This window comes from Cryobacterium serini, from assembly GCF_004404025.1.
GTDB lineage: Bacteria > Actinomycetota > Actinomycetes > Actinomycetales > Microbacteriaceae > Cryobacterium > Cryobacterium serini.
In genome coordinates this window covers 32473-50470 of the sequence record NZ_SOHN01000008.1, presented here as the reverse complement: position 1 = coordinate 50470, position 17998 = coordinate 32473, and the positions used below count along the sequence as shown (strand labels likewise).

General features: G+C 61.4%; 23 protein-coding genes, 2 tRNA genes and 1 pseudogene. 15 read left to right on the top strand and 11 right to left on the bottom strand.

All coding sequences use genetic code 11. The annotated features are described in order from the left end of the window. Window positions 1-11 precede the first annotated feature (11 nt). Complete coding sequence (locus E3T51_RS03615; protein ID WP_134527634.1) at window positions 12-995, bottom strand: diacylglycerol/lipid kinase family protein; 984 nt, start codon at window positions 993-995, stop codon at window positions 12-14. A gap of 63 nt (window positions 996-1058) precedes the next feature. Here E3T51_RS03615 and serS point away from each other — a divergent pair, with 63 nt between their 5' ends. The 5 genes from serS to E3T51_RS03590 all read left to right on the top strand — a co-directional run bounded on the left by serS (window position 1059) and on the right by E3T51_RS03590 (window position 4911). Further along, complete coding sequence (serS, locus tag E3T51_RS03610) at window positions 1059-2339, top strand: serine--tRNA ligase (RefSeq protein WP_134527631.1); 1281 nt, start codon at window positions 1059-1061, stop codon at window positions 2337-2339. Then, entirely contained in the window at window positions 2336-3151 is an 816-nt protein-coding gene (locus E3T51_RS03605; RefSeq protein WP_134527628.1) for an HAD family hydrolase, read from the top strand. The genes serS and E3T51_RS03605 overlap by 4 nt, the downstream gene beginning before the upstream one ends. Window positions 3152-3272: 121 nt before the next feature. Beyond that, window positions 3273-3357 (top strand) — tRNA-Ser (locus tag E3T51_RS03600). 85 nt (window positions 3358-3442) lie between these two features. Then, complete coding sequence (locus E3T51_RS03595) at window positions 3443-4729, top strand: LCP family protein (protein WP_134527625.1); 1287 nt, start codon at window positions 3443-3445, stop codon at window positions 4727-4729. A gap of 91 nt (window positions 4730-4820) precedes the next feature. Then, window positions 4821-4911, top strand: a tRNA-Ser gene (locus E3T51_RS03590). Between the two features lie 40 nt (window positions 4912-4951). Here E3T51_RS03590 and E3T51_RS03585 read toward each other — a convergent pair. The 4 genes from E3T51_RS03585 to E3T51_RS03570 form a co-directional block, all read right to left on the bottom strand. Next, window positions 4952-6082, bottom strand: coding sequence for a tyrosine-type recombinase/integrase (locus tag E3T51_RS03585; RefSeq protein ID WP_134527622.1), 1131 nt, complete (start codon window positions 6080-6082; stop codon window positions 4952-4954). A gap of 99 nt (window positions 6083-6181) precedes the next feature. Continuing rightward, window positions 6182-6469, bottom strand: coding sequence for a hypothetical protein (locus E3T51_RS03580; protein WP_134527619.1), 288 nt, complete (start codon window positions 6467-6469; stop codon window positions 6182-6184). A gap of 1 nt (window position 6470) precedes the next feature. Continuing rightward, complete coding sequence (locus E3T51_RS03575) at window positions 6471-6755, bottom strand: helix-turn-helix domain-containing protein (RefSeq protein ID WP_166806371.1); 285 nt, start codon at window positions 6753-6755, stop codon at window positions 6471-6473. A gap of 78 nt (window positions 6756-6833) precedes the next feature. Continuing rightward, window positions 6834-7433, bottom strand: coding sequence for a helix-turn-helix domain-containing protein (locus E3T51_RS03570; protein ID WP_134527612.1), 600 nt, complete (start codon window positions 7431-7433; stop codon window positions 6834-6836). Window positions 7434-7537: 104 nt separating this feature from the next. Between E3T51_RS03570 and E3T51_RS03565 the strand changes: the two genes are divergently transcribed. From E3T51_RS03565 to E3T51_RS03550, 4 genes are all read left to right on the top strand, one after another. Further along, entirely contained in the window at window positions 7538-7747 is a 210-nt protein-coding gene (locus E3T51_RS03565) for a helix-turn-helix transcriptional regulator (protein WP_233200524.1), read from the top strand. Window positions 7748-7910: 163 nt separating this feature from the next. Further along, window positions 7911-8339 (top strand): hypothetical protein, encoded by a 429-nt coding sequence (locus E3T51_RS03560; protein WP_134527609.1) that lies wholly within the window; start codon window positions 7911-7913, stop codon window positions 8337-8339. Window positions 8340-8776: 437 nt separating this feature from the next. Beyond that, a complete protein-coding gene (locus E3T51_RS03555) occupies window positions 8777-9139 on the top strand; it encodes a single-stranded DNA-binding protein (RefSeq protein ID WP_134527606.1) in 363 nt (120 codons plus the stop codon). Between the two features lie 60 nt (window positions 9140-9199). Then, window positions 9200-9580, top strand: coding sequence for a hypothetical protein (locus tag E3T51_RS03550; protein WP_134527604.1), 381 nt, complete (start codon window positions 9200-9202; stop codon window positions 9578-9580). A 62-nt stretch (window positions 9581-9642) separates the two neighbouring features. Here E3T51_RS03550 and E3T51_RS17490 read toward each other — a convergent pair whose 3' ends face one another. Continuing rightward, window positions 9643-10281: a DUF2510 domain-containing protein gene (locus tag E3T51_RS17490; RefSeq protein ID WP_134527601.1), complete on the bottom strand. Its 639-nt coding sequence runs from the start codon at window positions 10279-10281 to the stop codon at window positions 9643-9645. A gap of 88 nt (window positions 10282-10369) precedes the next feature. Here E3T51_RS17490 and E3T51_RS17310 point away from each other — a divergent pair, with 88 nt between their 5' ends. The 3 genes from E3T51_RS17310 to E3T51_RS03540 all read left to right on the top strand — a co-directional run bounded on the left by E3T51_RS17310 (window position 10370) and on the right by E3T51_RS03540 (window position 11510). After that, window positions 10370-10492: a hypothetical protein gene (locus E3T51_RS17310; RefSeq protein WP_255453210.1), complete on the top strand. Its 123-nt coding sequence runs from the start codon at window positions 10370-10372 to the stop codon at window positions 10490-10492. Window positions 10493-10616: 124 nt separating this feature from the next. Continuing rightward, window positions 10617-10799 carry a hypothetical protein gene (locus E3T51_RS16670; protein ID WP_166806370.1) on the top strand — a complete coding sequence of 61 codons (183 nt, stop codon included), beginning with the start codon at window positions 10617-10619 and terminating at the stop codon, window positions 10797-10799. Between the two features lie 189 nt (window positions 10800-10988). Further along, the gene (locus E3T51_RS03540; protein ID WP_420898402.1) at window positions 10989-11510 is read left to right on the top strand and encodes a recombinase family protein; all 522 of its coding nucleotides are present in this window, start codon (window positions 10989-10991) and stop codon (window positions 11508-11510) included. A gap of 222 nt (window positions 11511-11732) precedes the next feature. Here the strand turns inward: E3T51_RS03540 and E3T51_RS03535 are convergent, their stop codons facing one another. After that, complete coding sequence (locus E3T51_RS03535) at window positions 11733-12134, bottom strand: hypothetical protein (RefSeq protein ID WP_134527594.1); 402 nt, start codon at window positions 12132-12134, stop codon at window positions 11733-11735. Window positions 12135-12286: 152 nt separating this feature from the next. Between E3T51_RS03535 and E3T51_RS03530 the strand changes: the two genes are divergently transcribed. From E3T51_RS03530 to E3T51_RS03520, 3 genes are all read left to right on the top strand, one after another. Beyond that, window positions 12287-12514 carry a hypothetical protein gene (locus tag E3T51_RS03530; RefSeq protein ID WP_134527591.1) on the top strand — a complete coding sequence of 76 codons (228 nt, stop codon included), beginning with the start codon at window positions 12287-12289 and terminating at the stop codon, window positions 12512-12514. A gap of 123 nt (window positions 12515-12637) precedes the next feature. After that, window positions 12638-13252, top strand: a complete 615-nt coding sequence (locus E3T51_RS03525) for a recombinase family protein (RefSeq protein WP_134527588.1) — start codon at window positions 12638-12640, stop codon at window positions 13250-13252. 356 nt (window positions 13253-13608) lie between these two features. Continuing rightward, window positions 13609-14643, top strand: coding sequence for a YaaC family protein (locus tag E3T51_RS03520; RefSeq protein WP_134527586.1), 1035 nt, complete (start codon window positions 13609-13611; stop codon window positions 14641-14643). 127 nt (window positions 14644-14770) lie between these two features. On the opposite strand, the pseudogene E3T51_RS03515 reads toward E3T51_RS03520, so the two are convergent. The 4 genes and pseudogenes from E3T51_RS03515 to E3T51_RS03500 all read right to left on the bottom strand — a co-directional run. After that, window positions 14771-14950, bottom strand: a pseudogene (locus tag E3T51_RS03515) (recombinase family protein); the annotation flags it as partial. A 522-nt stretch (window positions 14951-15472) separates the two neighbouring features. After that, entirely contained in the window at window positions 15473-16105 is a 633-nt protein-coding gene (locus tag E3T51_RS03510) for a hypothetical protein (RefSeq protein ID WP_092452073.1), read from the bottom strand. Beyond that, on the bottom strand, window positions 16105-16944 hold the full coding sequence (locus tag E3T51_RS03505) for a hypothetical protein (RefSeq protein WP_104082778.1): 840 nt from the start codon (window positions 16942-16944) through the stop codon (window positions 16105-16107). The genes E3T51_RS03510 and E3T51_RS03505 overlap by 1 nt, the downstream gene beginning before the upstream one ends. Further along, window positions 16941-17648 (bottom strand): S8 family peptidase, encoded by a 708-nt coding sequence (locus tag E3T51_RS03500; RefSeq protein WP_158251185.1) that lies wholly within the window; start codon window positions 17646-17648, stop codon window positions 16941-16943. Before E3T51_RS03500 ends, E3T51_RS03505 begins: the two co-directional genes overlap by 4 nt. Window positions 17649-17998 lie beyond the last annotated feature (350 nt).

The following is a 17998-nucleotide window of genomic DNA, read 5'->3' as shown; positions in this document are numbered from 1 at the left end:
AGCTATCTGACTCAGGCCGGCACTCGCACAATGAGCGCGCCGGCATCGGCGTGCAAACGTACCTTCTGCACCAGGCCGTACTCATCGCCGTCGAGTTCGAAATCCTGCGCGTGCTCGAGCGCGATGCGAATATCCGGCCCGCGCAGGGTCGTCATCACTCGCTCATTCGAAGACTCCGTCGCCGCAATCATGCGTCGGCCCACCGCCGAGCGGCGCAATACCCCGTTTTCCCAGGTCACCCGCCGCCAGATGGTCAGCCAGCCGAGCACGCCCTTGGGCTGCAGCACGGCAATGTCCAGAATGCCGTCGTCGAGCCGCGCATCGGGCAGAAACTGCAGGTTGCCCGGCAGCAGCCCGCAGTTGGCAACGAGAATGGCGCTCACCTGCGCCGGCCGGTCGACGCGTCCGGCAACGCTGTAGCGGATGCGAAACGGCCGCGCTTTCGGAAGCGCTCGCGCTACCCCGTCGATGTAGGCGAGCCAGCCCACCTGCCTCTTGAGATCGTCGCGGGTATTGGCGATCATCTGTGCGTCGAGGCCGAGCCCGGCCATGACCAGGAAGACGTGTTCCTCCACCGCGCCGGCTTTGGTGGTCAGGAAAGCGACGCCGAGGTCGATGGGCTTGTCCACACCGCCGAACGCGATCGACGCTGCGGCGTCGATGTTGCCCAGTGGCAGCAGCAGGTTGCGGGCGAGCAGATTGCCGGTACCTGATGGCACGATGGCCATCGGTACGCCCGATTCACGAAGCGCCTCTGCGACGGCCCGCACCGTGCCGTCGCCGCCGGCCGAGACGACCATGGCAGCGTCGGCATCGAGGGCCCGTTTCGTGGCTGCCTGACCGACATCGTCGATGGTCGTTTCAAACCATTGCGTCGGACCCCAGCCGGCCGCCCGTTCCGCTGCGCCCACGCTCGCCCGCAACCTGGCGAGGTCGACCTTGACCGGGTTGTAGACGACGGCGGCGTGCTGGGCCAGGTTCTCGGAGGCGCTCACGAGGTTTAGGCTACTGGGTTGGCCTCGCGATTGCCCGGCGGAAGGCGCTTGTAGACTGGCCGGGTGATTGATCCGGTGCTGTTACGCGAAAACCCTGACCTCTTCAAGCGTTCGCAGGAGGCTCGCGGCGACTCCGTTAAGGCGGTCGATGCCGCGCTTGCCGCCGACGCGGAACGGCGATCGACCATCACGGCGTTCGAAGACCTGCGCGCCGCGCAGAATCTGTTTGGCAAGCGGGTAGCTTCGGCGCCCGGCGCTGAGAAGAAGGCGCTCGTCGCCGAAGCGCAAATTCTCGCCGCCGCGGTGAAAGCCGCCGGAGTCGTTGCCGGCGATGCCGACGCCCGTTTCGCCACGGTCGTTAGAACCATCGCAAACCCCATCATCGACGGAGTTCCGGCCGGCGCCGAAGAAAACTTTGCGACTCTACGCACCCACGGCGACGCCCCGGTGTTCGACTTTGAGCCGCGCGACCACCTCGAGCTCGGCGAACTGCTCGGCGCCATAGACATGGCCCGCGGCGCCAAGGTTTCCGGAACCCGCTTCTACTTCTTGAAGGGCATCGGTGCCCGGCTTGAGATCGCCCTCATGAACATGGCGCTGGACCGGGCGCTCGAAGCCGGCTTCGTGCCGCTCATCACGCCGACCCTGGTGCGTCCAGAGATCATGGACGGCACCGGCTTTCTCGGCGAACACAATGACGAGGTCTACTATCTGCCGGCCGACGATCTCTATCTCACCGGCACGAGCGAGGTCGCGCTCGCCGGGTACCACAAGGATGAGATCCTCGACCTCTCCGAAGAGCCCTTGCGTTACGCCGGCTGGTCCACCTGCTATCGCCGTGAGGCCGGCTCGGGTGGAAAAGACACCCGCGGCATCATTCGCGTACACCAGTTCAACAAGCTTGAAATGTTCACCTACGTGCTGCCCGAGAACGCCGAAGCCGAGCACGATCGCCTCGTCGCACTGCAGGAGGGCATGCTGCAGTCGCTCGGCCTCAGTTATCGGGTGATCGACGTCGCTGCCGGTGACCTCGGCTCGAGCGCCGCCCGCAAGTTCGACATCGAGGCCTGGGTGCCCACCCAGAACGCATACCGCGAGCTCACCAGCACGAGCAACTGCACCACCTACCAGGCGCGCCGGCTGGACATCCGCTATCGAACCGATACGGGCAAGACCGCGCCCGTCGCCACCCTGAACGGCACGCTGGCGACCACCCGCTGGCTCGTCGCCATGCTCGAAACGCATCAGCAAGCGGATGGTTCGGTGCTCGTTCCAAGCGCGCTGCGGCCCTACCTCGGTGGCCTCGAGGTGCTCACGCCGATTCCCGTGAAGGGATCAAAGTGACTACGGTATCAACGACCGAGCGGTGGCTCGTCGCCCTCGACATCGACGGGACCACGATGCACGAAGACGGCTCGATCAGCCAGGCCGTGATCGACGAGGTCACCCGGCTTGCCGCTGCTGGACACGAGGTCATGCTGGCCACCGGGCGTTCCGCAGCAGCAGCACTGCCGGTGCTCGACCGACTCGGCATCTCACCGCGCTACGTGGTCTGTTCCAACGGCGCCATCACGATGCACCGTGACGCTTCGGCGCCCTTGGGCTACCGCCGGGAATGGGTCGAAACCTTCAACCCGAGCGATGTGCTCACCTCGATTCGCGCGCACCTCGGGTCGGCGCGGTTCGCCGTCGAAGACGAGCACGGCTTCTACCGCTATACCGAGCCGATTCCCGATGCCACTATCGGTATGGATAGTGAACGGGTCGATTTCGATGAGCTTCTGAAGCACCAGGCAACCCGCGTGGTCGTCATCTCACCCGACCACGACATGGAAGATTTTCTTCAGGTGGTCGAGCGCATGGGCCTGAACCGGGTCAGCTACGCCATCGGGTGGACTGCCTGGCTCGACATCGCGCCAGACGGCGTCAATAAGTCCACGGCGATGGAGCGGGTGCGGGTGTCCGTTGGTGTTCCCCGCGACCGGGTAATGGCCGTCGGCGACGGTCGCAACGACATCGACATGCTGCAATGGGCCGCCGAATTCGGTCGCGGTGTAGCCATGGGGGAGTCGCCCGATGACGTTCTTGCCGCCGCGTCGGAGGTCACCGGCAACGTGACAGCCGACGGCCTAGCCACGGTGTTGCGCACGCTTTGAGCGGCATCCAGCCGTTTATCAGCCGGCTCTGTCAGCCTGAGCAGTCTGCCATCGGCTAGAATCGGGCCAGTTCGCCCAATTGTTTCCGCGTCGCATTTTTGGCGTGGGGCACGGGTAACCAGGAGGGCTGTCCGAGCGGCCGATGGAGCCAGTCTTGAAAACTGGTGGGCAGAAATGTCTCGTGGGTTCGAATCCCACGCCCTCCGCAGCACCTGTGAAATGCACAACGACCGGCATACAGCGACTGTCGCCTCAGGCCGGCCCAGCCAGCAACCCGATGAGAGGACATGAGTGAGCGACCAGCTTCGCCCCCGCTCGAACGGTGCACAGAACCTCAAAACCGTTGCACGTCACGGTCGACTGAAAAAGTCGAATGCTGCCGTCACGGTCGCGAAGTTTCTTGCCGGCAGCCTGGCTGTCGTTCTGGTCAGCGGCTTCTCCGTGGCCGCCATCGCCACCTACGACGTCGCAGTGAGCGTGCAGCCCAGCGTGCACCTCGCCAATGAGAGCAACGGCCCGGTCCCATCGATCGGCGCTATTGACGGCGGCGTGAACATGCTCATAGTCGGCAGTGACAGCCGTGTTGGGCAGGACGCAGCTTTTGGTCCGGAGGACTCGACTGGTGACCTCAATGACGTGACGATGCTGCTGCACATCTCTGAAGACCACAGCAACGCTTCGGTCATCAGCTTTCCTCGCGACCTGTACGTCCCCATCCCCTCCTGCCCCGACCCCGAGGGCGGCTCGTTCCCCGCGATGAGCAGCCAGAAGATCAACACCACGCTCACCTATGGTGGCCTCGCCTGCACGGTGCTAACGGTCGAGAAGCTCACCGGCCTGTCCATTCCGTTTGCGGCCGAAGCGCAGTTCAGTGGTGTCATGGCCATGTCCTCCGCCGTCGGCGGCGTGCCGGTCTGCGTGGCGGAGCGCATCGAAGACGAATACACCGGAATTATGCTCAACCCGGGCGAGCACATGCTCCAGGGCTATGACGCGTTGCAATTTCTGCGCACCCGCCATGGCCTCGGCGATGGCAGTGACCTGACCCGAATCAATAACCAACAGCTGTTCATGTCATCGCTCGTGCGCACGATCCAGAGCGCAGACACCCTCTCCGACCCCGCCAAGGTGTACGGCCTGGCCAAAGCGGTCGTGGGTAACATGCGTTTGTCCGACAGCCTCAACAGCGTCACCACCCTCGCATCCATCGCCATCGCGCTCAAGGACATCGATCTCAATCAGGTCGTCTTCGCCCAGGTGCCCACCGGTAGCGTGGCGGGCGGGGTCAAGGCCAGTCAACCGGCTTTCAACGACCTGTTCGAGGCGGTCGCTGCCGATGAGCCGCTGACCCTGAGTGGAACCACCGGCACCGGCACCGTGGCCGACCCGAATGCTCCCGTAGACGCGGCTCCCGCCCCGGCTGCGACCACTGATCCGGCTGTGGCAGCCGATCCGGCGGTCACCGAGGCGCCCGTGGCCACGGAAGCGCCCGGTGCTGTCCTGTCGAAGTCGGTGACCGGTCAGACGGCCGGTGACTACACCTGCACGAACGGTCGTCTGCTGAGCGAGCAAGGTTAGCCGGGCTCGAGCATCCATTCTTTTCATGGTCAGAGCGGATGCTCGCAGTACGGCTAAGATGGACGAGTGTGTTTGCGCGAGCAGATGCCAAGGAGACGTCGCATAGTTCGGCTTAGTGCACCACCCTGCTAAGGTGGAGTACCCTTTACGGGGTACCGTGGGTTCAAATCCCACCGTCTCCGCAGCCATTCGAACCCCTGAATCCCTTATAAACACTGGGACTCAGGGGTTTCCCTTTGCCCCAAAATTCTGTTTTGGCAACATTTTGGCAACATTTGAAAAAATAGCGGCCTGATTCAAACGGTCTGCAACGGCGTCCAGGTCGTCATCGAAGAGGTCCGCGTAGGTGTCGAGGGTCATCGCTGCGGAGGCATGACCGAGCATCCGTTGCACCGCTTTGACGTTTGCGCCGACGCTCACAGCGAGACTTGCGGCCGTGTGGCGGAGGTCGTGAATTGTCATCCGTGGTAGGCCTGCCGTCGTAAGTGCCGTCAGAAACCAGCTCCGCGTGCCCAGGCTTACCCGGGTGCGTTTGAGGTGGTTTCCGAATCGATCGGCGAAGACGAGTGCCGTTGCCGGCTTGTCTCGACATTCGTCACTCAGTCCGGGGAGCAGGAACGCGGGGAAGGGCACCGAGCGCACTTTGTAGGACTTCGGAGTTCCGACCTCTATCTGCGAACCGACCTCAACAGCGTTGCGATTGACGTTGATTCTGCGCTTGAGAAAGTCGATGTCCTTGACCTGAAGCCCGATGGCTTCGCCCCAGCGGAGGCCGCAATACGCCATTATGAGAACGAGAGTTGCACGGTCGCCGGAGGCGGTCGCCAGCGCTGCGACCTGTCTGTGTGACAGGTAGGTGTGCTCCTTGGCAATCTTGCGAGGCAGGTTCACGCCGCGCGCCGGATTTGAGGTGATTCGCTTGTCCTTGACGGCAACGTCGAGGGTGGAAGCGAGGACGCCGTAGGCGCGGAGGACAGTCGTCGCGCCCTTTACCGCGGTAAGTTCAGTCACCGACGACTGAACGTCACTGTGACGAATTTCGCCCACAGTTCGGGTGCCCCAAGCTGGCTTCACGTAGAGGCGCCACGCGATTTCAACCGGGCGAAGGCTGGAGGGCTTGAGATGTGACTGGTGGTGGAGCCATTGAGCACCCAATGTCGCAATGGTCAATCGACCAGCCGAGGCCTCGATGAAATCGCCGTTCGCCTTGGTGACTTCGACCGTTGAGAGGAAGAGCGCGGCATCCCGTTTCGTCGTAAAGCCGCGTTTCTGTGCTTGATCGTGGTCCGGCTTGCGATAGACGACTCGGTAGCGCTTACCGGCCTTCGTCAGATACGAGTAGATGCTGCCCATGACCTCACCTCGGGATCGTCAGTGATTGTGCTGGATCCACTCTCCTCCCGCCCACCGACATTGGGCTGGGCGAAGTCAGTAAGCCCAGCCCCCTGTTTCTCAGCCAGCCGCGGCCAGATAACTAGTCAGTTGTTTGATACGCCGGCTGACTTTAGGGAGGCGCACTTCGGTGGTGTCGAATGCAGTAGTCGCAGCGATTTTGTCAGCGGACTCTACGAATCGCTCGCCCTCGACTTTTACAGCCAAACGACTTCGCTCGCGGAGCTGCCTGTGGAGCTCCGGCGTCGCCAAGAGCTGGGCGCGTTCGGAGTGTTCGTCGTTGGTGGCCCAGTGGTAAGCGCCGTCGACCTCGCTCAAGATCCAGACATCGAACTGGACCACGGTCATGTTATCGAAGCGCGAGCTGAGGTTGGCGATGTCGAACCGGGCTGAGGGTGTGGCGATGGGGGGCGAGGAGGAAGATTGGCGAGACGCGTAGGGCCTTGGCGATGTTGAGCAGTTGGCTGACGAGAAGGTCGTCCTTGCCGCCAGCCTCGATATTCTGCACGATCGATTCGGTGACATTGTCGCCTGGGATGAGATCGGCGAGGGCTCTAGCCGAACGGATGGCGTGCTGCTTGCGAATCGCTTGAATGCGGTCGCCGATCCCAGCCTGCGCCAGAAAATTCATCACGCGCACAGAGTGCAACTCAAGGGCGACACCTCGACCGCTCACACGCGGACGACAGTTATTCGGCCCGGGCTCAGCGGTCTACTTGACCCATCCTTCGAGGTCCCAGCCCGCGTCGGTGAGATAGCTGCTGAGTTGTTCGATGCGCCGGTTTGCCTCGGCAAGTCGTTCCTGCGTGGTATCCCAGATCGCGGGGTCCGTGCTGACCTCACCCGGCGGCGTGAGTTCCGCTTCGATGGCCGAGTTGGTGGTGAGACGGCGGCGCTCGCGCAGGCTGGCAATGAGCTGGCGCATGGCCTCGAGCTGCGAGCGTTCCGTGCGCTCGGTGAGGTCACGCCACCGGTAGGTGCCATTCGTTTCCCCGGAGATCCAGGCATCGAATTCAGCGACGGTCATTCCCTCGAAGGTATTGCTGAGGTTGACCAGGTCGAGCGCGTCATGCGGGCGCCCGATTGGTGCAAGGAGAAAAACCGGTGGAACGCGCAGCGCGTGGGAGATGTTCAGGAGTTGGCTGACCGAGAGGTCCTGTTTGCGGCCGGCTTCAAGGTTTTGCAGGATCGCCTCGGTGACATTGCCGCCGGGCATGAGGTCGGCGAGGTCCTTGGCGGAGCGGATGCCGTGCCGTTTCCGGATGGCTTGAATCCGCTCGCCAATTCCGGACTGCCTCACAAAACCTGTCATGCCGACACCGTACAGCTATTGGTCCTTGTCAAACAGCGAAAAGCGTTTTATTGTGATCGCAACACGAAGCAATGAGTGTCTCGTGTCACCGAAGGGACGTAATCATGACCGAAGAATTCATCCTCCCCGTCGTCGTCGCCGAACTCACCGGACTGACCGTCGGCGGGCTGGCCCATCTGCGCTACTTGGGTCGGGGACCGCGCTTCTACAAGCCGACGCCGAAGAAAGTCCTGTACAAGCGGGCCGAAGTGATCGCCTGGGTCGAGGCGAGCGCACAGACGCAGACGGGCAAACGCGCCCTCGTGACGCGGTGAGGCCGCGCCTCCTGTTGCAGGCGACCAGGTCGTCGGCTCGCGGCAGGCCAAAGATAAAGCCCCGGGTTGCACCCCGGGGCAAGGATCGAACACCCGCAAAGGATCTGATCTATGTCCAGAATACTGAAATTCTGCCATCTCGCAACGCCTCGCACCCGATCCGGTGGGTGAGAGCACTGTGGGCCTATATGCGGCTAAGGGCGCGGTTCTCGCAGCTGCACGTCTGGGCCTGGGGCACGCGGCAACCCGGCTGCTCGTGCACATGGCCTTGGAAACCTGGGACGACACCGACAACCCCGGTAATCAACCGCCGCGACGGTACTTCGCATCCCGAGAATCCTCGGCGATCGCCCTGGGCTATCTGGCTCCGGACAACGGATCAGAGTCGGCGTATCACTCGGTCAAGCGGGCGATCGCGGAACTCGTCGCCAGCGGCGCTATCGAGCGAGTCAGTGCTGGCCACCGTGGCCACAATGCCGAGTTCAATCTGCTCGTCGACAGCACGAGACCGGGCGGTCACCGACGGTACGAGACCAACGTCATTCCGATGCTTCGACGCGGAGGTTTGGGGGCCGGTGAGCGGCCTCCGTAGGGGGCCGTTTAGCGTACCGATAGGGGGCCAGATCTGGCCCTATAGGGGGCCGCTGATCGGCCCCCCTAACAGTACTAACAGGACAAACAAAATATTAACAGTACGCGCGGGCGAAAAACACCTGTGGATAACTTGCCAGCAACGTCGGCCAAAGGCCCCTTGATCGCGGCCGCAATCGGCGCGCATCCCCACCGCGTGAAACACAATTTGTTACCTGTCCGGCCGATCACCGTAGCTCGCTACGCGCCTCCCGTTCCCAGATTCTCAGACGCGGTCGCTGGCTCCCTTATCTCGCCTGACATTCGGGGCACTCCCGGCGCTCCCGCTCGCTATCGATTCTTCTCGCCGGACGGCACAAAAAATAGTTGGTCGAAGAACCCAAAGCCAACGACTCCCCACCGCAATTCAACGCACCACCCCTCGAAGGAGAAGCACTCATGTCCACACGCACCATCATCGGCAACCTGGCTCTGGACCCCGAAGTCGTCACAGCCGGCAGCATTCAGATCACCAAGCTGCGAGTCATCGAGAACACCGGCGAGTACCGCGGCGGCAAATGGCTCGCCCACGACGCCGCAACTACGCATTTCGTGGAAGCTAAGTTCGAGCTCGGCCAAAACGTCGCCGCTACCTTGCACAAGGGTGACCCCGTCATCGTCGTCGGCCGCGAACACACTGACAGCTGGGGAGACGACCAGGCACGCCAATACGGCCGCGTCATCGACGCCGACAACGTCGGACCCGACCTCAACCGCGCCGTCGCCACCGTTCGCCGCAACTCCAAGCCTGACGCCGAATAGCCATCCAGGGTGGGCCGCACGCGCGGCCCACCCTGGATACCTCATGAAGGGAGCACCACCATGAACGACCACGACAGCGAATTGATCAGCCGGGCGAACGAGCTGGCCGACATCGCACGCAGCCTGGCGCACGCGACTCGTGCGATCGAACGGCCCTACGACTCCTTTCTGCTGCTGGGATGCCTGACCGCCACCCAGCGCTCGCTCGGCCAGGTCTACGACCAGCTCGCCAACTGGCACAGCACCGTCATCGACGGCGTCGAGTACAGCGGTGAAGACGGCTGCGGCGCCGGCTGCGCACCGGGAGTCGCCCGTGCCGAACTCGGCCTTCGCGATGCCGCACAATTCGCCGGCATCGTCGAAGATGCCCTCTTGCAAGCCCACAACGCAAACAGCGTCGTCCGCTGGTTCGACAGCATCAAGAAGTTCCCGCAGCTGTAAAGGCAGGGAGACTCTGATCTCCCGAGAAGGGCTAACAGATCGTTGCGTGAGTGGTTCTAGCGCTAACGCGGCATCGAATAGTCGCAGCTCGCTATTCCGTACGCACCACTCGACGTGTTCTCGGAGACGGTAACTCCATCAACGGTAATCTTGCACGTCACTGTCCCGCGGTCGCCTCGATTCTGGGCTGAGATATACAGGAAAGCCCCCGGGGTAGTGGTGTGACTCACGCCAATTGCGCCATCTGTGTTCGTCATCGGCAGCTTCACGTCGTGTTGCTCTGTCCCCGTCCCTGACGACGCTGTGATGCTCGCCGAGGAGGCTGTTCCTTCCACAAAGTAGGTAGCGCGTAGCGCCGGCGCTGGGGCCGGGGGCTCTGCGGGAATTGCCCGTGTATCTGAAGAGCGGGACGACGTCGAGTCTGGAGAGCTGAGCGCGGTAGCGAATGTAATAACGATGGCAATGGCCGCTGCCCCCACGATGATCCAAACGGTTAGCGCCAGGCACCCGGGCCCGGTCCTTACACTGGGCGGAGTTGCCGCAGGCAGAACAGGAGACTGCGCCAGACCTACAGGCGCGGCAGAACTTCCAGCCGGCCGCGCATAGGCGGTCCAGCTTGCACCGTCCCAGTAGCGCTCAGCCTCGTCACCTCGTGGGTCGGGATACCAGCCCGCTGATGGGTTATTTGGCGAGGCGGTCATCCATCCAGCATGGGCCACCCGACGCATGGTGGCGATCTGGTGACTGCCCCAGTTAGTGGGGTTCCCACTGGCTTCAATGGTGCTCTGCGTGAGCCCCACGGTTGCGGATGTGGCGGTCGATGCGGAGTCGCTCAAGATGAATTTTGGTGGCTTCGCCGAGAGGCGAGCAACGGCGCGGGTATTCGTTTACCTATTCACCGGCAGCGAATAGGTAAACGAATAGATAAGGGGTCTCTTTCCCTGTCCCACCGCCACCCCCTCGCTGCGCTCGCTTCCCAACCTCCCTCACCCATCGTTCCTCAGTGTGTAGGAGGTTGGGAAGTAAAGGGGTGGTGGTGGGACAGGGAAAGAGAAGAAAAAGTAGAAGAAGAAAACAGAAGTACAAAAACAAAAAAGATAAAAAACTGAAAAGAACAAAGAGGGAGAACAAGAAGAGAAGACAGAGAAGAAGTGAAAAAAGTGACAGGAAAAGCCAGGGAAAGCCGGCAGAAGATGTGGGAGCTGATGGCAGAAAGTAGGAAGCAATCGGGTAAGAAAAGCGACGAGCAGAAGCGGTGAGGTTGATGAGTTGAAGTCGATGATGTGCGGTGTGGCATGCGGGGCTGTGTCGGTGGCTGGGTGCAGAATCGTGGTGGAAAGCTGAAACGTTGTCAGTTCGGAGGCTGAGTGATGGTGCAGGTGACGGAGCGCGACGAGGCACTTTTGGCGTGGTTGGACGTTGTTCGGCTCGCCGATATGGATTCGCGGATATCACCTCGGGGAGCAAGACCGCGATTGAGCGTCCAGGGATGAAGAAGCTCCTCGAATACGCCGAACCCGACGACACCATTGTCGTGTGGCGGGTGGACCGGCTCGGCCGGTCCCTCATCGATGTCCTTAACACGGTGAATCTGCTGCGTGAGCGTGGTGTGCTCGTGCGCTCGATCTCGGATGGGATTGACCCCGCAACGACGAACGGTCGGCTGATGCTGAATATGCTCGCGACACTGGCGGAGTATGAGCGCGAGCTCATCATTGAACGCGTCAATGCTGGCATCGCGGCCGCACGCACTGCTGGCACCCGCTTCGGTCGGCCGGTCGTGGACCCGACAGTGATCGCCGACAAACTCGGGATCGTCAACGCCGCCCGGAAGCGCGGACGTACCGCCGCCGATGCCGCGTACCTCGTCGGATGGAGCCGCGCAACCCTCTACCGCCACCAGCACGCCCTCGCCGCCCGCGAGGGGTGAGTGATGTAGCTGCGTCATGGACGTGGGCGAGCCGTGGCGGGTCCTTGGGATTCACGTCGAAGGCGTGTATCCCGCTCGCGATCGGCACGACCTGACACCGCCATTTAGCGTGAACAAAACACCGCCACGGAGCGCTAAAAGTCACACCGGCGACCCGAACTCCCAGCACGGGGAGCGAAGATCGAAGACGCCCGAGCCACGCGGACCGGCAGGCGGCGGTGACTAGCGCGATGGGGCTCGAAAACTCACACCTGCGGCACGCATTGGCGCGGTGAGCGTTTCCAAGGCCTTGTCAGTGATGAGATCGCCGATGACTATCGCGCGGGCGGCGTCCCCGGCGCCCCCTTGCGCTGGCTCCATTCGATAGTTCCGCCACGAGCCTTGAATCGTCGTGAGCGGATAGGCCTTGTTGAATGCGGCAACAGCTGCTTCGTGGGCCGCTTCCCACTCCGCTCGTCGCCCCATGCGATCCACCACTTCGACTTCCCCATACCAGACCTGATTCCGAGGCTGTCTCGTCTTGATCGCCTCAGTCCGCACTGCCTTCCACTGCTCATTCGTGAGCGTCGACAGCTGCCGAAGATACGCCAGCACCTGGGCGTGGTTGCGTCCATAGTGGGTCATCGCTGTGGGCACCAGCCCCCGGTGCGTTCGTCGAAGAACGGGGAAGGAGTCATTCCGAAACTCTCGCGGAACTTGCGCAGAGTCGTCTAGCCCCACTTCGACCGGATTGACGCGGTACCCCGGTGAGCGCCTCGTGCCGATACGCTTTCGCCGTGACCGAAGACGAGAAAGATGAGGCCGAGTACCAGGCCCACCACCGGCAGGAGCGGAAAGTGTATCTGACCGAGATACGCGACGGCTACCTGTCGCTGGCCGAATCGACAGAACGGGTCGCCGAGCAGGGAGGAAAATATCGGGAGCTCCTACTGGGTTTCGCTTGGGACTACCGGTCGAGGGCTGACCGTGCCTCGGAGGATCTGGAGCAGTTGGACGTTAAATGATGCGGCTCGGCGGACGTGGTTGCGGCACGCAGAACGAATGACTGGTCGTGTGACAATTTTTGTCTTCCCCAAGGGCACGATCAACTTGTCACGTAATCGAACGTATAAATGACAGGGAGCAGCATGCTCGTCGGATACATGCGGGTGTCAAAAGCTGACGGGTCACAGAGCACCGATCTCCAACGAGACGCGCTCCTCGCGGCAGGCGTTGAGCGGGGCAACCTCTATGAGGACCAGGCGTCTGGGAAGAAGGACGACCGTCCCCAGCTTGCGGCGTGCTTGAAAGCTCTTCGGAACGGCGACACCCTTCTTGTTTGGAAACTCGACAGGCTCGGGCGTGACCTGCGCCACCTGGTTAACACGGTTCATGACCTCACCGACCGCGGCATCGGCCTCAAAGTGCTCACGGGCGAGGGCGCAGCGATCGACACTACAACCGCGTCCGGGAAACTCGTCTTCGGGATCTTCGCTGCCCTGGCCGAGTTTGAAAGGGCGCTCATCTCTGAGCGCACCGTGGCCGGGCTCGCCGCGGCGCGAGCGCGGGGGAGGACCGGCGGGCGCCCGTTCAAGATGACGCCGGCCAAGGTCCGCCTGGCCCTGGCGGCGATGGGGCAGAAGGAGACGAAGATCAGCGCCCTCTGTGTCGAGCTCGGGATTACCCGGCAGACGCTGTATCGCCATGTGTCACCGACGGGGGAGCTGCGACCTGACGGAGCGAAGCTTCTCGCCAAGAATTAGCTCATCCGCTGATGTTGAGTGCGACACCTCTTTGTAGCGGGATAGTGTCCCGCACGCAACGACCAGCGCGACAGATCTGGGGACAAACGATCCAGCGGGCGAGAGTGCCGATTCTGACCACCCCTGCTTAGGCGGTCAGAACCCAGAAGAAGGCATGCCCGGTCGTGACCACAACTCATCTTTGTGGTGAGGCTGCCAGAACTTCGGCTTTGGCAGGTTTTCGGCTGCCTGATTCTGTTGGGCGGAGCGGGGTGGTGTCGTTTCCACGGTCGTCTGCACAGCAAGTCAGGGCACTATGCGGAACGCCTCCTGCAGTCACGCCAGTCGAGCGCGCTCGCGCCAACTACGCTGAACCCATGCCGACAACGATGTACTCGATGGGCCTCATGACAGCGCCGGAATCGTGGCGTGCAATTCGGACCATCCGAGCCGAGCCCCAGGAATCGATTGATCACGTTCTGCGTAGCGACACCGCGCGCCGGCGGGAGTTCCAGATGGCGCTTGAACAGGCGCAACAGCAGTTCGCCGCAGCAGAGCGCATCGGCTATGAGAGCCGCCCGCTGAATCTGTTCTACGGGCTCTCACAGGCAGGGCGGGCCATTGCCGCCGGTTCCCGTGCCCTGGGCCAGGGAACCGGACGCCAGTGGCAGGCGAACGGACACGGACTCAAGTTCGATGTCGGTGTCCCGCATGGCATCCGGGCTACAGCCGTCAGGCAGGACGGCGTGACGCGCGACCTATTCTCGCGCGTGTCCATTGCCATCGGTTCGCGGCTCGACTTCAACGCGGTTGAATTTGGGGCCGCGATGAACCAACTCCTCGACTACACGATGGTCTTCCAGGAGCACGAGGGGTACGCCCGCCCGCTCACCGGCGTGCACATCTACAACGTCCCGTCGTTCCCGCTAGATGTCGAGATGCTGATTCCGGGCCTGACTTCGGGTCGTGACACGACACCGGGTGAAGTGCGCGCTTTGCTCGCCCCGTACCCTGCATTGGACGGCCTCGAGCTGGCCGTCGATGACGCCGGGAACGTCCGATGGAGTCACAACGAGGGGCGATGTTTTCTGATTGTGGAGAGCATCGACGGTCTGAAGACCCGCGATGGATCCGGCGTCCACGAGCTCCAGGGCGCGGAGAACTACCGGCGGAGCGCAGTACTCTTGCCTCGCGCCGGAGACAGCGAGGGCTCGCTCCGCCCACTTATGGCGTGGTGGGTCGTGCTCTACGCGCTGTCGATGCTCGCCCGATACGCGCCCAGCAAGTGGGCTGAAATCCTGTCGCTGTCAGACAGTCGGATCGCTTCAAGGATCGAGTTCTTGCTCGACTCGGCGCTTGACGCAGTTCCCGACCTGCTCCGGGGGGAGCTGGTCCGATTGGGCGAGGAGTAGGGCTGATAACGCCAGGGAGTCATCGTTACTGCGCGGCCAGGATCAAGCGGTAATCATCCCGCGAGGCGCAACCCCTTTCCGATTGGTTGGTGGGTCGTTATCTTGGTCGCATGGCACGAGTGACGCTGCCGGCCTCGAGAGCGTCGAGCGCGCGATCGAAGTGTGGCCGCGATGCTTGAGCGCCGGAGATGCCGTGGTCGACGTAGATGTCGTCACGCCGGATGCCAGCTCCGAGGAGGTCGACCTCTTGCGCGTCAGGGTACTGCTGGCACGTCGACACGCGCGCGTAGCCGATCAGCTTCGTCACTCTGCTCCTGGGTGTCTTGTATCTAACGGTGAGTACCGTCATTCACGCATCAGGTTTCGAGACGTAGTTATGAGAATCGCCGCGCCGCGAGATTCCGGCGATTGTGAGAGGTGCAAAGAGTAGAGCGTGAGACCTCTCGTATCTCTAGGGTTTCGAGACAGCCGTTTCGTGGAATGGCGGAGTTTTCCAGGGCAGGGCAGTTGTCGCGACCGCAGTTGATGCCACGGTCGCGTTTACGCCGGCACGACAGTGTGCTTATGGGCCGAGAAATATTTCCGTCGTGAGGGGGGTGTTCGATTAACTGGCTGCGGCCGGTGGCCACTATGCGATCGCGGACATCGCAGGATCGAATAGGCCGCTTTTTGGCCTCCGGGCGAGGCACATCAAGGGCGACTTCTTGGCAGGTTCCTCTGACGAGTCAGACTACGGTGCTGACCAACGGGTGATAGCGGCAGCTAGCATAATTCTGCCGCATCACCGTGGGTCAGCATCCGCAGCCTGACAGGTGTTGTTCGTATCGGGCTAGATGAAGCTGTGTCGCGCGAGGCAGTCGAGGTAGTAGACGAAGGCTTCGTCGTTTACGTCGCCAGTTTTCATCGAGTAGTAATTTTGGTCAGTTTCTGTTCCAGTCTCTCTGTATCCGGTCAGCGCGGTCATGTACGTCGTTAGGTGGTCAGACATCCCATAAACCTTGGCACCAGTGACGAGGCCGTCTTCTTGCTCGAGCACGATGGAGGTGCGTTGGCCCACCAAATGTTGAGTGTTTAGAAGGTTGTATGCCAGCCAAGACGCGTCTCCAAGAGGCGCCGTTCCAAGATCGTCAGTGTCACTGCCCGAAGTTTCTTGAAGGAAGAGTCCCCGCCAGCTTTCATCGTACGTATCAGGACCAACATCTTTCATTTCCTTCTCTTCTGCGCTGTACAGGCGGGATAGGACGTCCGGATGAGTGATCGTGTAGAGCGAGTAGATCAAGTCCTCGCGGACTTCTCCATCGTTCGAATAGTCAGTGCGTGTAATGGCCTCGAGCGGGATTTCATATGCACAAAAACCCTGTTTCAAGTGTTCTTCAACGGCGTCCGTTGTCCATCGCTGAGGATTGGTCTTCTTCCACCGTGCCAGGAGGTCTGAACGGTCGTCAGCTTCGTGATTGTCCATCAATTGGGTAGTCCGAAAAAGGCGTGCATTGCGGGGGTGCGGTTGCTCGGGTGGAAGTGTGCGAATTTTCCGCGACCGCCCGAATCGCGCTCAGGTCCGACTACGGCCAGGCCGTTTTTGATTCCTTTCGCAACTGCGAGCGCGCCGGCCTCGCTGCGAGACCACGTGTCTTTCCCCCCGCGGCCCCATGTGATGGCCGCGGAAAGCGACATACCATTTGCAAGCACGAGTTTGCCGTTTAGAATCATTGCGCGGAAATGTTGGTAGCTTGATCCCTTTTTATTGAGGGCATCGATTGCGTTAGTGGCTGCGATCCACGTAACACCAGCGACGATGACAACTGCAGATGCCACCAGGAGTGTTTTCAAGATCTCTAGAGCGATAGGTATTCCCAGAACCAGTACTGGCACGAAGGCGGCATAGCCCACGTCATCGGCATATGATTCTGTCTCACCAGTGGCCAGGTCTGTCATGGTGAACGAGGTGGCTTCGTCGTTCAACTCTTGTATCTGGATGGAGTAGTTGGCGTTGTAGTCGGTGTCGATGCTCCCTAGAGAAAAAAGAGCGCTACTGTCCTCAAACGACAACGTTGTCAGCGCCGTGACAGGTTCGCCAGATCCCAAATCCGATGTCGTCTCGACTGAGATTTTAGTGAGCGAGGCGTCCACGTCTTCCAGTGTCAATCCTGCGTCGTTGAAAGCGGATTCAAGCTTTTCCTCGTCAACCATCCCGCTGCCTGAAGCTTCTACCGGGGCAGAGCTGGTCTCTGCGAACGCGGGCGAGTAAGCGAATCCAGAGAGCAGCAGCGCCGCTACGACTCCGATGGCGATCTTTTTCATTGATTGTCTTCCTTTGATTGGTGAGCGATCAGTGCGGACAGGGTGGAATCGGGTTTAGCTACGCCGAGCAAGCTTTTCAAGATTTGATTCGAGGTCATTGCTGCAGCCGCTGACGTCCCGGTGACAAGCTGCCGGGCCCCCGTGCGGTCGACCGCGGGAATGTCTTCACCGGGTGCGAAGTAATTCACATGGTCAATAGCCGAGAAGCTTGATGGATGGCCCGCGGCATCTAATGAGCCGACGGAAATAACTCCCGGGTATCGGGCGGGGTAGCCCGCCCCCATCCCTTGGTTGTTTCCAGCAGCCGCGACCACCACGATTCCCGATTCAACGGCGCGTTTCACCGAGTCACGTAAGGCCCGGGTGTCCGTCCCGATCGCGATGCTGACGTTAATGACGTCCACCTGGTCCCGGATAGCTTGCTCTATAGCGTCCGCAACGTCCTCCGCCGACGCGGTTCCTGCAGTGAAGACGGAGTAACTAATCCAAGTGACTCGATGGGCCCACGCAGGACAGCTATCCTCATCGATTCCTGCTGCGATCGATGCGACTAAAGTGCCGTGCCCTTGGTCGTCGGCGTCAGTATCGAAAACATGAAAACAGCTAAAGTCGACGTTTTCATCGTTGAGGCCGCTATCGACGAGAGCGATCGCGACTGTGTCTCGAACCGCCGGCGTGATCGATGCCGATGAGCAACCTATCAACAGAAGGGCTGTGACGACAATGATTGACGTCGAAAGGAACGCGGGGCGTCTGCGGGGACCCCCTCGGAGAGAGGTCAAAACATGCGTTGCGTTGACTTCACGCGCGGAACAATTACCCCGGGCAGCGGTTCATTAAATGGCTGGTCTCGCAGGCGATACGATCCACCCGCCCATTTTCGAAACATCATTTTCCCCCCGATGCTCACGAACCAGATGTCGTGTGAAACTCAGATTGGCGGAGATAACTCGCGGCGTCAACTCCATCCGGAAATAGTCAACGGAATTTTCATGTGGGCGACGATTAAGCGGCTATTTGAGTTCCGTCCTCGCCCAGCATGGGCATCTCTCTT

Excerpts from the sequence above, each read along its gene's own strand:
- E3T51_RS03585 (WP_134527622.1), bottom strand. The coding sequence starts at position 6,082 with ATGGGCAGCATCTACTCGTATCTGACGAAGGCCGGTAAGCGCTACCGA.
- E3T51_RS03580 (WP_134527619.1), bottom strand. The coding sequence starts at position 6,469 with ATGACCGTGGTCCAGTTCGATGTCTGGATCTTGAGCGAGGTCGACGGC.
- E3T51_RS03570 (WP_134527612.1), bottom strand. The coding sequence starts at position 7,433 with ATGACAGGTTTTGTGAGGCAGTCCGGAATTGGCGAGCGGATTCAAGCC.
- E3T51_RS03565 (WP_233200524.1), top strand. The coding sequence starts at position 7,538 with ATGACCGAAGAATTCATCCTCCCCGTCGTCGTCGCCGAACTCACCGGA.
- E3T51_RS03555 (WP_134527606.1), top strand. The coding sequence starts at position 8,777 with ATGTCCACACGCACCATCATCGGCAACCTGGCTCTGGACCCCGAAGTC.
- E3T51_RS03550 (WP_134527604.1), top strand. The coding sequence starts at position 9,200 with ATGAACGACCACGACAGCGAATTGATCAGCCGGGCGAACGAGCTGGCC.
- E3T51_RS17490 (WP_134527601.1), bottom strand. The coding sequence starts at position 10,281 with ATGACCGCCTCGCCAAATAACCCATCAGCGGGCTGGTATCCCGACCCA.
- E3T51_RS03535 (WP_134527594.1), bottom strand. The coding sequence starts at position 12,134 with ATGACCCACTATGGACGCAACCACGCCCAGGTGCTGGCGTATCTTCGG.
- E3T51_RS03525 (WP_134527588.1), top strand. The coding sequence starts at position 12,638 with ATGCTCGTCGGATACATGCGGGTGTCAAAAGCTGACGGGTCACAGAGC.
- E3T51_RS03520 (WP_134527586.1), top strand. The coding sequence starts at position 13,609 with ATGCCGACAACGATGTACTCGATGGGCCTCATGACAGCGCCGGAATCG.
- E3T51_RS03510 (WP_092452073.1), bottom strand. The coding sequence starts at position 16,105 with ATGGACAATCACGAAGCTGACGACCGTTCAGACCTCCTGGCACGGTGG.
- E3T51_RS03505 (WP_104082778.1), bottom strand. The coding sequence starts at position 16,944 with ATGAAAAAGATCGCCATCGGAGTCGTAGCGGCGCTGCTGCTCTCTGGA.